The following is a 13,755-nucleotide window of genomic DNA, read 5'->3' as shown; positions in this document are numbered from 1 at the left end:
AATCCTTACCTTTTAATCTGCAGATTGGCGAAAGCAAATACAATAGCTTCAGTTTCATGATAAGGGGGCTGGCGGAGGGTGTCAAGTAAGTTTTTTCGTTTCTATGTTGTCAGCTACTTGGATGACGCCAATCTGAGTTAACTACACCAACTCACATTCAGCAAAAAAGAAAGCTATCTCCTTACGAGCATTTTCTAGACTATCCGAGCCGTGGACTCTATTTTCACTAATATCATCAGCAAAATCACCCCTGATTGTGCCTTTATCTGCCTGCTTTGGATTGGTAGCTCCCATGATTTGTCTGTATTTACTTACTGCATTTTCACCAACTAAAACTTGAACTATCACAGGACCAGAAGTCATAAACTCTACCAATTCCCCAAAAAAAGGCCTATCTTTATGAATTTCATAAAACAGCTCTGCTTGTTTTTTTGTTAGTAACATCATTTTTTGTGCTGTGATTTTCAGCCCAGATTGTTCGATGTAGGAATTTATATTGCCTGTAATATTATTTTTTACTGCATCAGGTTTTAATATTGAAAGTGTCTTCTCAATTGCCATATTGTTTCCTTATATAAAATAGTATATTTATAGATTTATTTTATTGTAAATTTTGATTTGATAAAAGTAGTTTTTTATTTATAGTTAAGGATAAACCATCAAGGAGGTATTGTATGGGTGAATGTTGTAAAAATAACACTACTAAACAAGCTGAGCCTACCACTAAAAAACAAGCTAAATCTACTACTAAAAAATTAGTAAGTAACTTTAAGTCATCACTTTTTTGTGGAACAAAAGGATTTTTAACTTTTAATTTGGCCTTTTTAAGCTTTTTGGAATATAGCTTACATCATAATACAGAATTAAAAAAAGGTGCTGCTTTTGCAATGAAAAGAAACACTATTCCATTTCTTGAAATGACAATCATAGCACCGCTTGTTTGTTTTGCACTGCCAGCTATGCTAGGCAGTATGAGCCTCATGCAATGCGCACTTTTATGTGCTTCCTTAATGATTGCCACATGTTTTATTGTCAGAACTTTTCATCTGCGTGAGAAGTTAATGGAAAAAATCACTAACCATAGTAGAAAAGAAATAGACGCGGAATTTAAGAAAGATACTATAAAATTTCCTATCTTTGATCAAAATAGAAAACACACCGAGTATAATTCGCCTAACTCAGGGCGACTACTGGATGAAACAAGTAGCACCTCTCTTTTCGTTAAAGTTTTACTTTTTCCCCTCAAGGTTCTTCTGAATGTCCTGCAAAGTTGTATAATGCTATCTTTAGCTGCTGTTGAACTTCTTGAAACGGTACCAAGTCTTTTTGTCGATACATTTTTCGATTGGAACTTCACATCCACCAAGAGTAACCTGAAGAGATCAGGCCACTTATTGTATGCCAGTGTAAGAAATTTAGTGCCTATAACTAAATTTGATGAGTGTGTAGCTAATTTTATAGGCACCCCAGAAGTAACTTGTTGTAGTAGTGCGTAGGTGAAAAAGGCAGTTATCTTATTTAATCTTGGCGGGCCTGATTCACTAAATGCGGTCCGTCCTTTTTTATTCAACCTTTTTTATGACAGGAGAATAATCAATCTACCGAATCCCTTTCGGTTTCTTTTAGCAAAGTTTATATCTGCGAAACGAGAAAATACTGCACGAAAAATATACGAGGAAATTGGAGGTAAATCGCCAATTCTAGAGAATACAAAAATGCAAGCTAATGCTTTAGAACTAAAATTAAACGAAAATAGAAACCATGTACACAAGGTATTCATCTGCATGCGCTATTGGCGTCCATTTGCTGACGAAGTTATTGAAAGTGTAAAACAGTTTGATCCTGACGAAGTAATTCTGCTGCCACTGTATCCACAATATTCAACTACCACAACTCTGTCATCCATCGAGAATTGGCAAAAAAATGCTAAACGGTATGGCCTAAAATGCAATACAAAAATGATTCACCGTTATTATGATAACCAAGATTTTATTGAAGCTCACACTAATCTGATAGCTAAGTACTATAAATTGGCTAGAAAAATCGGTAAACCAAGAGTCCTATTTTCAGCCCATAGCTTACCTCTTAGTATCATTAAAAAGGGCGACCCTTACGCTTCACAGGTAGAAAGAAGCGTAGAGTTAATAGTAGAAAAGTTAGCTATCAATAACTTAGATTGGTCAATATGTTATCAGAGTAAGATTGGTCCTGTAAAATGGCTAGAGCCAAGCACTGAAAGTGAGCTATTACGCGCAAAAGCTGATGGTGTACCTGTAGTTCTATCACCTATATCTTTTGTTTCTGAGCATTCAGAAACTCTAGTTGAACTTGATATAGAATATAAAGCAATTATCAAGGATGGATATTACTTTCGTGTGCCAACTCTCAGTACCGATCCCTTGTTTATAAAATGCTTGGCCGATTTGTGCATAAATCTCCCTTGAAGTCCTGATTCATAGGGCTTTTCTTTTAGGATTTTATGTGATAGAATAACAGGAAGTTATTAACTATTTCATGCCAAACAAGCTAAAAAAGAAATCTAACATACTCGCACAAAGGGTGCATGATATTTATGATCATGATTTCAGGAAGGTAATCTGCATCACAACAGGTTTAACAGCCCTATTGTGTAAGATTTCACTGCAATTTTGCTGCGAGTTCATTGACAATAATAGATCCAATATCTTTCTTATACGGAATGTTGCTCGACTAGTAAAGTTTCCGACATCTATTCTATACATTGCCCATTCTGCATTTACTCTACAGGATCTAATTAAGGATTACAGAAACCCTGAGAGTAAAAAAGAGCTGGCAAAAATTGTGGGTAAATCGGCTAATCTTGCAAGCAGCACCATAGAAGCGCTAATGATGTTGAAAATCATCCATTTTTGCACTGGAAGCAATACAGACATAATAAGTTATATTAACTTAACCTCAACGATCCTATTTTTGTTCATTTCAGAACCTATAAGCTATTATTATACATGCAAGGAATATCTGGATAATAAGGATCCTGAAAAGTCTGCTGAGTGTAAGAAGGACCTTATTATTAGCACATTAACTTTGTCGTTAGGTTTATTAAACTTCATATTAAGAAGGATAGAGACTCCAACTATACCAATAAACTTAGGTAATGGTATAATCTATAATTTCAACTTAAGCGTAACAGTCAGCATAATATATAGTGCAGTATTTCTTGCAGTTCAGCTTGACAAATTGTTTCAACAACCTGTCAATGATGATCCTTCCACTGAACTTGATGATGTTCATAATATAAACGGTCATTCTAATGACAGCACTGTAGAGGTATAAGAATTAGGGATGAAAAGATTTTATTTCTACTGCCAACGCTAGTACTGCTAATTTGCTAACAATACTCCAAAGTGATAGAATTTTACCTTCTACAACCTGGCTAACATCATGAAACTCACAGTCAGTGGCATTCAAGCTAGAATATACATCTTTTCTGCTATTACATCGGTATAAGTAACATGTTGGAGTATCTCCTATATAGTATATTAGCGGTTCTGCAGAACTGCTTTTAAACATGTCAATGGTTGGTACACCTTCTTGTATAATAACGCTATTGATTGCTATTCCTTCTTTTATCTTTTTCATTTTATGACGCTTTTTTTTATTGAGGTTTAATATTTCCTCTCCACTTGTTGCTGTTATAATGCCCATCCCATATGTGCCATTGCTTGCTTTGATAAAAACGTAAGGTTGTGTTTTTATTTCATATTCCTCATATTTTTTTTGCACTAGAGATAATATTTGGTCAACTTTAGTTGCTACTGCTCCTAGTGACAAATCATCATCAAAATCAACTCCATCACAGCTCTCTGTAAGCACAGAAATTAGCCATGGGTCTATTTTAAATTTGCCACAAAACTCAGATGCTAATTCTTGATAGATTTCAAAATACTTAAATTTCTGCCTGCTATGCCAACCGTATAGTGGGCTTGGTACTATATCTTGCTTTACGTCTTTCAGCGTGTCTGGAATGTGGCTCGTCATATCACGGTTCAGTATAATAACATCAGGCACAAATCCTGAAGTTGTCTTTAGCAGAGAGTTTTCTTTCACAACAGTTTCATACTGTTCTATTAAATTGTATACTTCATTATATAAAAGGCCAATTCTAGTCTCAAAACCTGCGAGTTGTAGTATTTTCTCTATAACAAATACGTTTTCTATATACATTTTATTGCGTGTATAATTTTCCGGTATTATAAGAACCTTTTTGTATTGATGTCTTTTAAAATAGCTTTTTATCAATCTTGCTGCCATCGTTCTTGATTCTTCACTTAAGTTATTGAACCCCGCAGGAAATAAATTAGCGTCTACTGGAACGATTTTATAGCCAGAGTTTCTAAGATCTATAGAGCTATAAAATGGCGATGTAAGGCCATTAAATTTTGCTTCGAACCAATTATTTATACTTTTTTCCAAATCTGGGTGAATTATGTTTTGCATCTGCACTTTAAATGTTATAAGGAAGGTATTATATTATAAGCTATAGTTGAACATATTTAGTAAATTTGACTAAAGATTAAAGTATAATGAGATTCTTATTTAAAGTGATAGAAAAATGATTCAACACGATAACAATAAAATGTATGGCACTACTATATTATCAATTAGAAAAGATAAAAGTGTAGTAGTAATAGGTGACGGACAAGTTTCACTGGGCCACACTGTTATAAAATCTGGAGCAAAAAAAGTTAGGCGTCTTTCTGGTGATTCCGTAATTGCTGGATTTGCCGGGGCAACAGCCGACGCATTTACTCTTTTTGAAAGATTAGAATCTAAACTTGACAAGCACCCAGGGCAATTAATGAGAGCATGTGTTGAACTTGCAAAAGACTGGAGAATGGATAAATATCTGAGGAAATTAGAAGCTATGATGATCGTTGCAGATAAATCTATTTCATTAGTAATTACGGGAACAGGTGATGTTCTTGAACCTGAAGATGGAGTCGCAGCTATTGGCTCTGGGGGAAATTTTGCTCTATCTGCAGCAAGAGCTTTAATTGACATTAAAGGAATATCAATAGAGGAAATTGCGAAAAAGGCTATGAAGATAGCTGGCGATATATGTGTTTATACAAATCATAATGTAGTTATTGAAAAGATAGAGGAGTGATATGTCTTCCAAGCAAAAAACTTTATGCACCAATTTTTCCAATCAGCCCATAACCCTTTCAGAAGGGCGGTCTTGTAGTAGTGACACCTACGATGAAAAAGATAACCTCTATAAAGATACTAAGAGTGGTTTTGATTCAAATGACAGCGATGTTCAAGTTAATGACAGCACTCAAGTTTTGTTAGATGACCTGCCACCACAGAAGATAGTTAAAGAATTGGACAGATTCATAATCGGACAGGATGATGCAAAGCGTGCTGTTGCTATTGCGCTCAGAAATCGTTGGCGTCGCAATCAGGTTCCATTTCCATTGCGTGATGAAATCATACCTAAGAATATATTGATGATCGGTCATACAGGGGTTGGTAAAACTGAAATAGCTCGTCGCTTAGCAAAACTTGCCGGTGCACCGTTCATAAAAATTGAGGCAACGAAGTTTACTGAAATAGGGTACGTTGGACGTGACGTTGATTCGATAATACGCGATTTAGTTGATGCAGCAATAGTTTTAGTTAAAGAGAAAGCCCGTAAAGCCTTAGCTAAAAAGGCTTTAATTTTAGCTGAGAAAACAATAGTAAGCTCTATGGTAGGCGAAAATGCAACCGAAGAGAGTAAAAAAATTTTTAGAGAAAGGTTGAGGAATAAAGAGTTTGAGGACGGAGAAGTTTCTATTAACGTCAGAGAGAGCAAGAGTATGTTACCTACTTTCGATATACCAGGCATGCCAGGTGGGCAAGTTGGTGTGATGAATGTAACAGAAATAATGGGCAAGATGTTTAACGGGAGCAAAAAAACAAAAACTATTACGGTGAAGGTAAAAGAAGCGCGTGAAATATTAATTAATGAAGAAAGTGAAAGGCTAATGGATGAAGATAAGATAATCAAAGAAGCCATTGATCTTGTTAGTAATGACGGTATAGTATTTTTGGATGAAATAGACAAAATTGCAGCGCGTACAGAAGTAAAAGGTGAAGTAAACAGAGAAGGAGTGCAACGCGATCTGTTACCATTACTTGAAGGAACAACTGTTACAACTAAGTATGGCCATGTAAAAACAGACTATATATTATTTATTGCATCTGGTGCTTTTCATCAGTCTAAACCATCTGACCTCTTACCGGAATTGCAGGGCAGATTACCGATCAGGGTAGAACTTAAGGCACTTACTCAAGAGGATTTAATAAGAATATTAAAGGAACCAGAATCTAGTTTGTTAAAGCAGTACATAGCTTTAATGAAAACAGAAAATGTGACACTTGAGTTCACTGATGATGGTATAAAAACCATAGCTGAAATAGCGTTTACAGTTAATAGGCAAGTGGAAAATATAGGCGCAAGAAGGCTTCACACTGTCATGGAGAAGCTTTTAGATGAAATAAGTTTCATTGCTTCTGAGAAAAATAGCGAAAAATTCATTATAGACAGCAAGTATGTAAAAGATAAACTTGAGTCAATTTCGAAGCAGCTTGATTTATCTAAGTTTATACTTTAGGAAAAACGAAAAGCCTACTTTAAGTAGTATAGAGAGTGTTCAGAAGATTAGCCAGTAGACCTAAAATTTCAGCTATATTCTTTAGGCTGTTTTTCAACAGTAGAATGGTGTGCTGCGACCTCTTGCTTAACATCTAAGCTTAAGTCAATTATTGAGATATTTTCTTCATCATAATCTATGTCTTTTATTAACATATCGTCAGTAATAGTCAAAAGGTCAGGCGGAGAAAGAATAGTTCTTTTATTACCAGCTCTCATTCCCACAACTCCAAGCTCTATAGCAAGTGGTATTTTTTTATCGCCAACCCTAAATTGCACTGTTTGATCTTTGACTATATATTCCCCATTATGCTCCTTTACGCTATATTTAACCGATATCTCATCACCGCACCTTACTTGTTTTCCAGTCTTGTTAATTAAGTCATTAAAAACCATCAGATTATTTACTGAGTCGGGATATTTATCCTTTACTTCGATCAGTTTGACGTAATAAGAATTAAAATTCATTTTGTTCTCATTGGCAATAGTAACTACACGCTCTCCGCCTTCTTTCATACCTATTACCCCTAAACTCACTTCTTTTAGGTCATCTTGACCTATTTTCAAAGTAACATCAGAAACTTTGCTAGGGAGTGTTGCTGAGTTATTATTAGAAATTTTATATATTTGCAATAGGACTTCCAGGCCACAAAAAGCCTTGCTGCCACTGCCTTCAGTAATTTCATAAAAATTTATTGAATCTTCTTCCTTTTGCTGCGTTATTTCTTCTAAATATTCTGTCAGCCCATGCTTTTCAATATAGCGGTCAAGTGCTGATTCAAGTATTGGCTTCACTAGGTAATGTGCTATCGTCTGTATCAAACCACCATGCGTGGCATTTATCTCATAAAGCTTGTCCTTTTTTTCCGGTTTACCTTTGTTTATATAGACAATAGTAAACACAAAAGCAGAAGTTAAAGTGAGAATCATTACTACGGAAATAAGCATTTGTAATATAATTTTTCTAACCATCTTTCTTTACTTGATTCAATAAATCATATAAATAATTAGTATCCCCTGAAAGCGCACTCAAATTATCCAAGCCTTGTTTAAAGAGGCCGTCTATATAGTCCTCTACTTCACTTTTACCAAGCACAGACATAAGATTATTTGTTTTATCTTGTTCGTAGTCTTCAATATCATCCTTAGCTTGAAGGATAAGCCCTAGATTTATTCCATAGTTATATAACGCTTTACGTTGCTTGTCTGTAGCACCCCCTATTATAGCACCTATTTCACATGAAGCTGCAAATAGTTTTGCGGTTTTCATCAAATGAATTTCTTTTATTTTATCAGCTTGGCCCGACGTCATTCCAGCGTCATACATACAGCCGTACGAATGTTGTAGTTTTAAGGTAGAAAGGGTGTCATGCAAGTAGCTGACACTGGAATCCATTTCATGTTCAGCTCCACTATCGCATGGCTTTTTGCACGAAATGCTTGTAGGCAAAGCCTTCTGGATCCCAGTGTCCGCTACTTGAATGACAGAGGGTTGGGGGCTAAAATCTATATGCTCACTGTTAATATCTAAAGCCTGTCCTCCCACCATTCCCCTAATTCCTATTGCCTGAGAAAGAACTTTTATGATTTCACAGCGTTTCTCATTTAACGAAGATAATACCTCAAAAGCCAGAGTAAGTAGTGCATCTCCGGCAAGCACTGCTGTTGCTTCATCAAATTTTTTATGGCAGCTTAGCTGGCTTCTGCGAGTATCACTGTTGTCCATGCACGGTAAATCATCGTGAATTAGAGAGTAAGCATGAACAAATTCAATTGCTGCAGCAACTGATATTACTTTTTTAGCTTCCGCGTTAAACACTCGCGATGAAGCTACGACTAAAAAGGAGCGTATATGTTTTGCAGGAGCAAGGAGTATATAACGCATAGCTGATATAAGCTTATTCTCGCTATTTTCGGGTAAGAGTTTATTTACTTCTACAATAAGCAAATTTTTTGTTGTTTCGTCTAGCATTTTTGAATTGTTAATTGTTTAGCACGTAACGCTAGCCAGCTAGGGCAGTAGAAAACTTTACTGTAGTTTACCAGTTATAAAAGATATTGCAAACATAAAAATTTTTTATAACATCAAAGAATAGGTTATTTTTTTGGTAAGAAATGTGAATAGCGAACTAGCAAAGAGCACTAGAGAAGACATAGAAGAAAAAGTGAAAAAGATTATACTAGAGCATATTAGTAAGGATGTAGAGAAATTCAACAGCTCTTCAAAGCTTTCGGAGCATGGTACAGACAGCTTAGATGCAGTTGAAATCATCATGGCAGCAGAAGAAGAGTTTGGAATAGAAATTCCAGATGAAGACGCACAAAAAATGGAAACTATGGAGCAAATAGTTGAGTACATTAATAATAAAAAAGGCTAATAGTTAGTGTTAAATGAGCAGAAGAGTAGTAGTCACTGGTGTTGGTTTAATCACTCCACTAGCGGCAGATGTTGACAACACTTGGTCAAGGCTAATAAAAAGTGAGTCTGGCATAAAAGCAATCAATACGGATAGATTTGACTCTTCTGATCTTGCTTGCAAAATTGCAGGGCAGGTGCCGTTGCAATCAGACAACATTGAGCACCATTTCAATCCACTAGATTATATTTCTGAGAAAGACTCAAAAAGGACAGATCGTTTTATCCATTACGGTATTGCAGCAGCTATTCAGGCAGTAGATGATTCATTAATTTTGGAAAGCCAAAATATCAATCGGGAACGTGTTGGTGTGACTATTGGCTCTGGTATAGGTGGTCTTCCGTCAATTCAGGAAAATGTTATTACCATGCAGGAAAAAGGGCCCAGACGTGTCAGTCCATTTTTTGTCCCTGCAAGTCTAATAAATTTGATATCTGGCCATATTTCTATTAAATACGAATTTACAGGTCCAAACGATTCAGCAGTAACCGCATGTGCAACAGGTGCGCATGCAATCATAAACTCAGCAAGAACTATAAAACTTGGTGAAGCGGATGTTATGATTGCAGGTGGAGCAGAAAGTGCACTGTGTAGAGTTGGAATTGCAGGTTTTGCATCTATGAAGGCGTTATCAACTAAATTTAACGATAAACCGGAAGAAGCTTCAAGGCCATGGGATGAAGAACGCGATGGTTTTGTTATGGGTGAAGGAGCAGGTATATTGGTGCTGGAGGAATACGAACATGCGAAAAAAAGGGGGGCAAAAATACATGCTGAACTGGTTGGGTACGGACTCACAGGAGATGCGCACCACATTACAGCACCACATCCAGAAGGAAGAGGCGCATTTAAGGCAATGCAGCTTGCTTTAAAGAGCGCACAAATTAATCCCAATCAAGTAGGGTATATCAATGCACATGGAACTTCAACGCCACTTGGAGATAAAATTGAAGTAATAGCAATGAAACAGTTATTCGGTGACTACGTTTATAAAATACCTGTTTCTTCAACTAAATCTTCTATAGGACATTTACTTGGTGCTGCAGGGAGCGTTGAAGCAATATTCAGTATTCTTGCGTTAAATAATGGAATTATTCCGCCAACCTTAAATTTACACAAGCCTTCAGAAGGATGTGATTTAAATTTTGTACCGTTTAAAGCTCAGGAGCATAAAATTCAATATGCACTTTCTAATTCGTTTGGTTTTGGTGGCACTAATGCATCGCTCATATTTGGACAAGTTTAGTTGATGTCACCCCAGTGTCTTCCTCTTGTCATTCCAGTACCCTCCTCTTGTCATGCAAGCAGCTCTCCTACTGTCATCCCAGCACGTGACACTGGGATGACAAACGGTTGTGAAAGGGAATACATATAAAAATTAAACTATCAATAGCAATTCAAAAAGAAAAAATATTCTATTCATCCCTGAAGAAGTATTTTATTGACAATTTATGAATAAAGATCAATAATGCAGAAAAGGAATTGATGGGCGTATGCATGAATTTAACCACTATTAATTGTACATTATTTGTTGTAATTACATATTTTTTGACGTGCATTATAGCTTGGTGCTTACCTTTCAAAGACATAACATTATTAACAACATTTGTTCCGGCTTCAGTTGCAATTTTGCTAACCATTTATAATAAACAGAAGGTAAGGGATCTTTTTAAACTTAGTTCGCCAAAAAACTGTCTATTAGGGTTTATACTTATTCTGGTAAGTATGCTAATTTCCAATGGTCTTTTGTCAATTTACTGCGGTTTTTCATTTTTCCGAGAGTCTTTTACGTTAGACCGTGTAAAGGATTTGAGTGCAGTTTTGAGTCCATTAGTGATGTTATTTGTTTTATTATCAACCTTTGTGATGTGGATCATTATGTCTCTTGGTGAAGAGATCGGTTGGCGTGGCTATCTTTTGAAAAATCTTAAAAGCAAAATATCAAATTTTTATATCAGAGCAATTATTGTCGGTATTATTTGGTCAGTATGGCACATACCAACTTATGTGGTTGCTGGCTCAGCTTTGTGGAAGGATGGCTTTACATTCCCGACTATTTGTGCTTATACCCTTTATATTTGTGCAATGTCTATAATGTTTACCTGGTTGTTTGAAAAAGACAACTCGATTTGGCCAGTAACTATTGCTCATGCAACAAATAATCTTGTGTATAGTGTTTTGAGCATTCTAATGCCGTCTCCTCCTCTGTCAACTTTCGATGCAGTAATTCGCCTTACATTAGGAGCAGCTGGTTATTTCATTGTTGCAATTGGTGTTATTTGGTTTGATAAAGCTCGAGAGCGTCATTTGAGTAATTCATAGTATAAAATTTCGGGGGCAATTCGCATCAGGTGTCATGCAGGTAGCATGACACTGGGATGATGAGGAAGAAAAAGCAAATTTTGCCTTTTACGGTCAATCTATTATACTTAGTAAGACTTCAATAAACTAATGAATTATACTTTATATCTAATTAAATGCACAAGATATTAATAAGAAATAACTACAAACCTTTGGTCGGAAAAATCAAGATTAATGGCTCAAAAAATGCTGTTTTACCAATAATGGCAGCAAGTCTATTAAGTAGCTCCCCGGTAATTTTGCATAATGTACCTGATTTAATTGATGTGCATCTAATGTCTAAGTTGCTTGAAAGTCTTGGAGCAGAAGTGAACTTTATGCACAATAAAAATTATAAAGCGAACCATACTTTGAAAATTGACTGCAGCAATATCAACAATCACGTGATGCCATATAAAACCGCAAGTAAGCTAAGAACTTCTTTTCTAATATTGGGTCCAATGCTTAGCAGATTTGGCAAAGCGAGAACAGCATTTCCTGGTGGATGCAACATTGGAAAGCGTCCCGTTGATATGCATATTAAAGCATTAGAAGAAATGGGAGCTAAAATTGAAATTGACGGCTATAATATAATTGCAACAGTGAAAGGAAAGCTACAAGGAAAAGAAATCACATTTGAGAAAATAAGTGTTGGCGCAACAGAAAATGTAATAATGGCAGCAACATTTGCAGAAGGAGTGACAACAATAAACAATGCTGCAACTGAGCCGGAAGTTCTTGATTTAATAGATTTTCTGAAGAAAATGGGTGCTGATATTGAAATTGATAATACAAAGGTCATAATAACAGGAGTTGAAGCACTAAATGGATGTGTTCATAAAATAATACCAGATCGCATAGAAGCAGGCACCTATGCACTAGCTGCTATAATAACCGGTGGTAAGTTGGAGTTGGAAGGAATAAATCTATCTGATATAAGGTGTATTACAAATGAGTTGGAGACTATAGGAGCTATGGTTGAACTGTATGATGGAGGCATTGTTATTTCCAGAAAAAATGGCTCTATTAAGTCTGCTAACGTTGCGACAGATCCATATCCCAATTTTCCCAGTGATATGCAACCACAACTGATGTCTGCAATGTGCATCGCTGATGGGATATCAGTAATTGAAGAGAACATTTTTGAAAACAGATTTACACATGCAGATGAATTGAGAAAGTTAGGTGCTAATATCAGCATCGAGAAAAGCAAAGCTACTATAAGTGGAATAAAAAGCTTATCTGGAGCTAATCTATATGCTACTGACTTAAGATCAACAGCAGCTTTGGTGCTTGCTTCTTTGGTAGCCGGTGGAGAAACTATAATAAACAATTCACATCATTTATGGAGAGGATATGAAGCAATGCATGAAAAACTCAATTCATGTGGAGCTGATATCTCCATTTCGTCTTGAGGATATTTTATGAATGAAGCAACCAAACGAACTATAGTAAAAGAAATAGATGCAATCTTATATGAAGAACATAAGGTATTAGACCATGGATTTATTCGAGTAGTGGATTATATGGGCTCTGATAGCGCTATAGTTCAAGCTGCTCGTGTTTCTTATGGCAAGGGAACAAAACAGATAAGTCAGGATGAAGCACTTATAAAGTATTTAATGAGACATCATCATACAACTCCATTTGAAATGTGTGAAATTAAGTTTCACGTGAAACTTCCAATTTTTGTTGCAAGGCAATGGATAAGGCATAGAACTGCAAATGTGAATGAATATTCAGCAAGGTATTCAATACTTGATAATGAATTTTATACACCTAAACCAGAACAAGTTGCAAAACAATCTGACAATAATAAACAAGGTAGCGGGGAAGCTTTTGATCCAGATACCTCAAAGGAAATAATAGATTCTCTAACAAATGACTCTAATTTAGTATATTCTCATTATGAAAAATTTATTGAGCAGGGGCTTGCAAGAGAAATTGCCAGAACTAACCTAATGCTTAATTACTACACGCAATTTTATTGGAAAATAGATCTGCATAATCTCCTTCATTTTTTGAAGCTTAGAGCTGATAAGCATGCCCAATATGAAATCAGAGTTTATGCAGAAGTTATGCTGGATATAATAAAAAAATGGGTTCCACTGGCCTACAATGCCTTTGTTGAATATTGCCTAGAATCAGCCTGTATTTCAAGAACTGGTCTAGAAATAATTCGCAAATTAATTAAAGGGGAAAACGTTACTAGAGAAGAAAGTAATATTGGTAAAAGAGAATGGGGCGAGCTGATGTCTATACTTGATAAACAATCTTAAAGATAAAGGCATACGTGTCAATCTCCTCTGTCAGTTAACTCTC

16 protein-coding genes are annotated in these 13,755 nt (G+C 35.8%); 11 read left to right on the top strand and 5 right to left on the bottom strand.

The window, feature by feature from the left end; genetic code table 11:
- Positions 1–141: 141 nt before the first annotated feature.
- On the bottom strand, positions 142–561 hold the full coding sequence (gene ndk, locus WOCAOBSORBRA_RS00555) for a nucleoside-diphosphate kinase (protein ID WP_174515674.1): 420 nt from the start codon (positions 559–561) through the stop codon (positions 142–144).
- A 113-nt stretch (positions 562–674) separates the two neighbouring features.
- Here ndk and WOCAOBSORBRA_RS00550 point away from each other — a divergent pair, with 113 nt between their 5' ends.
- The 3 genes from WOCAOBSORBRA_RS00550 (at position 675) to WOCAOBSORBRA_RS00540 (ending at position 3,312) form a co-directional block, all read left to right on the top strand.
- Positions 675–1,496 carry a hypothetical protein gene (locus tag WOCAOBSORBRA_RS00550; RefSeq protein ID WP_155969217.1) on the top strand — a complete coding sequence of 274 codons (822 nt, stop codon included), beginning with the start codon at positions 675–677 and terminating at the stop codon, positions 1,494–1,496.
- Positions 1,497–2,444 (top strand): ferrochelatase, encoded by a 948-nt coding sequence (hemH, locus tag WOCAOBSORBRA_RS00545; protein ID WP_007548918.1) that lies wholly within the window; start codon positions 1,497–1,499, stop codon positions 2,442–2,444.
- Between the two features lie 70 nt (positions 2,445–2,514).
- Positions 2,515–3,312 (top strand): hypothetical protein, encoded by a 798-nt coding sequence (locus tag WOCAOBSORBRA_RS00540; protein WP_006280195.1) that lies wholly within the window; start codon positions 2,515–2,517, stop codon positions 3,310–3,312.
- A 3-nt stretch (positions 3,313–3,315) separates the two neighbouring features.
- Here the strand turns inward: WOCAOBSORBRA_RS00540 and gshA are convergent, their stop codons facing one another.
- The gene (gene gshA, locus WOCAOBSORBRA_RS00535; RefSeq protein WP_151807649.1) at positions 3,316–4,476 is read right to left on the bottom strand and encodes a glutamate--cysteine ligase; all 1,161 of its coding nucleotides are present in this window, start codon (positions 4,474–4,476) and stop codon (positions 3,316–3,318) included.
- 115 nt (positions 4,477–4,591) lie between these two features.
- Between gshA and hslV the strand changes: the two genes are divergently transcribed.
- Both hslV and hslU read left to right on the top strand, forming a co-directional pair.
- Complete coding sequence (gene hslV / locus WOCAOBSORBRA_RS00530; RefSeq protein ID WP_006280198.1) at positions 4,592–5,146, top strand: ATP-dependent protease subunit HslV; 555 nt, start codon at positions 4,592–4,594, stop codon at positions 5,144–5,146.
- A gap of 1 nt (position 5,147) precedes the next feature.
- Positions 5,148–6,638 (top strand): ATP-dependent protease ATPase subunit HslU, encoded by a 1,491-nt coding sequence (gene hslU, locus WOCAOBSORBRA_RS00525; protein WP_174515673.1) that lies wholly within the window; start codon positions 5,148–5,150, stop codon positions 6,636–6,638.
- A gap of 68 nt (positions 6,639–6,706) precedes the next feature.
- On the opposite strand, the gene WOCAOBSORBRA_RS00520 is transcribed toward hslU, so the two are convergent.
- Both WOCAOBSORBRA_RS00520 and WOCAOBSORBRA_RS00515 read right to left on the bottom strand, forming a co-directional pair.
- Positions 6,707–7,648: an FKBP-type peptidyl-prolyl cis-trans isomerase gene (locus WOCAOBSORBRA_RS00520; RefSeq protein ID WP_010963087.1), complete on the bottom strand. Its 942-nt coding sequence runs from the start codon at positions 7,646–7,648 to the stop codon at positions 6,707–6,709.
- On the bottom strand, positions 7,641–8,648 hold the full coding sequence (locus WOCAOBSORBRA_RS00515) for a polyprenyl synthetase family protein (RefSeq protein ID WP_174515672.1): 1,008 nt from the start codon (positions 8,646–8,648) through the stop codon (positions 7,641–7,643). Before WOCAOBSORBRA_RS00515 ends, WOCAOBSORBRA_RS00520 begins: the two co-directional genes overlap by 8 nt.
- Before the next feature lie 145 nt (positions 8,649–8,793).
- On the opposite strand from WOCAOBSORBRA_RS00515, the gene acpP reads away from it, so the two are divergent.
- The 3 genes from acpP to WOCAOBSORBRA_RS06395 are packed head-to-tail and all read left to right on the top strand — an operon-like array spanning position 8,794 to position 10,468.
- Entirely contained in the window at positions 8,794–9,054 is a 261-nt protein-coding gene (gene acpP, locus WOCAOBSORBRA_RS00510; RefSeq protein ID WP_006279836.1) for an acyl carrier protein, read from the top strand.
- Between the two features lie 13 nt (positions 9,055–9,067).
- Positions 9,068–10,339 carry a beta-ketoacyl-ACP synthase II gene (gene fabF, locus WOCAOBSORBRA_RS00505; protein ID WP_010082030.1) on the top strand — a complete coding sequence of 424 codons (1,272 nt, stop codon included), beginning with the start codon at positions 9,068–9,070 and terminating at the stop codon, positions 10,337–10,339.
- A gap of 3 nt (positions 10,340–10,342) precedes the next feature.
- Positions 10,343–10,468, top strand: a complete 126-nt coding sequence (locus tag WOCAOBSORBRA_RS06395) for a hypothetical protein (RefSeq protein WP_255322260.1) — start codon at positions 10,343–10,345, stop codon at positions 10,466–10,468.
- Between the two features lie 40 nt (positions 10,469–10,508).
- Here WOCAOBSORBRA_RS06395 and WOCAOBSORBRA_RS06205 read toward each other — a convergent pair whose 3' ends face one another.
- On the bottom strand, positions 10,509–10,733 hold the full coding sequence (locus WOCAOBSORBRA_RS06205; RefSeq protein WP_010082031.1) for a hypothetical protein: 225 nt from the start codon (positions 10,731–10,733) through the stop codon (positions 10,509–10,511).
- On the opposite strand from WOCAOBSORBRA_RS06205, the gene WOCAOBSORBRA_RS00500 reads away from it, so the two are divergent.
- The 3 genes from WOCAOBSORBRA_RS00500 to thyX all read left to right on the top strand — a co-directional run bounded on the left by WOCAOBSORBRA_RS00500 (position 10,642) and on the right by thyX (position 13,712).
- Positions 10,642–11,415, top strand: a complete 774-nt coding sequence (locus WOCAOBSORBRA_RS00500) for a CPBP family intramembrane glutamic endopeptidase (protein WP_416635899.1) — start codon at positions 10,642–10,644, stop codon at positions 11,413–11,415. The genes WOCAOBSORBRA_RS06205 and WOCAOBSORBRA_RS00500 overlap by 92 nt on opposite strands.
- A 155-nt stretch (positions 11,416–11,570) precedes the next feature.
- Entirely contained in the window at positions 11,571–12,848 is a 1,278-nt protein-coding gene (gene murA, locus WOCAOBSORBRA_RS00495) for a UDP-N-acetylglucosamine 1-carboxyvinyltransferase (RefSeq protein ID WP_006279833.1), read from the top strand.
- A gap of 9 nt (positions 12,849–12,857) precedes the next feature.
- Complete coding sequence (gene thyX / locus WOCAOBSORBRA_RS00490; RefSeq protein WP_015589436.1) at positions 12,858–13,712, top strand: FAD-dependent thymidylate synthase; 855 nt, start codon at positions 12,858–12,860, stop codon at positions 13,710–13,712.
- The last annotated feature ends 43 nt before the right edge of the window (positions 13,713–13,755 follow it).

The organism is Wolbachia endosymbiont of Cardiocondyla obscurior, from assembly GCF_902713635.1.
Lineage (GTDB): Bacteria > Pseudomonadota > Alphaproteobacteria > Rickettsiales > Anaplasmataceae > Wolbachia > Wolbachia pipientis.
The sequence above is the reverse complement of the archived record's forward strand: the minus strand, read 5'-3'. Positions and strand labels throughout refer to the sequence as shown.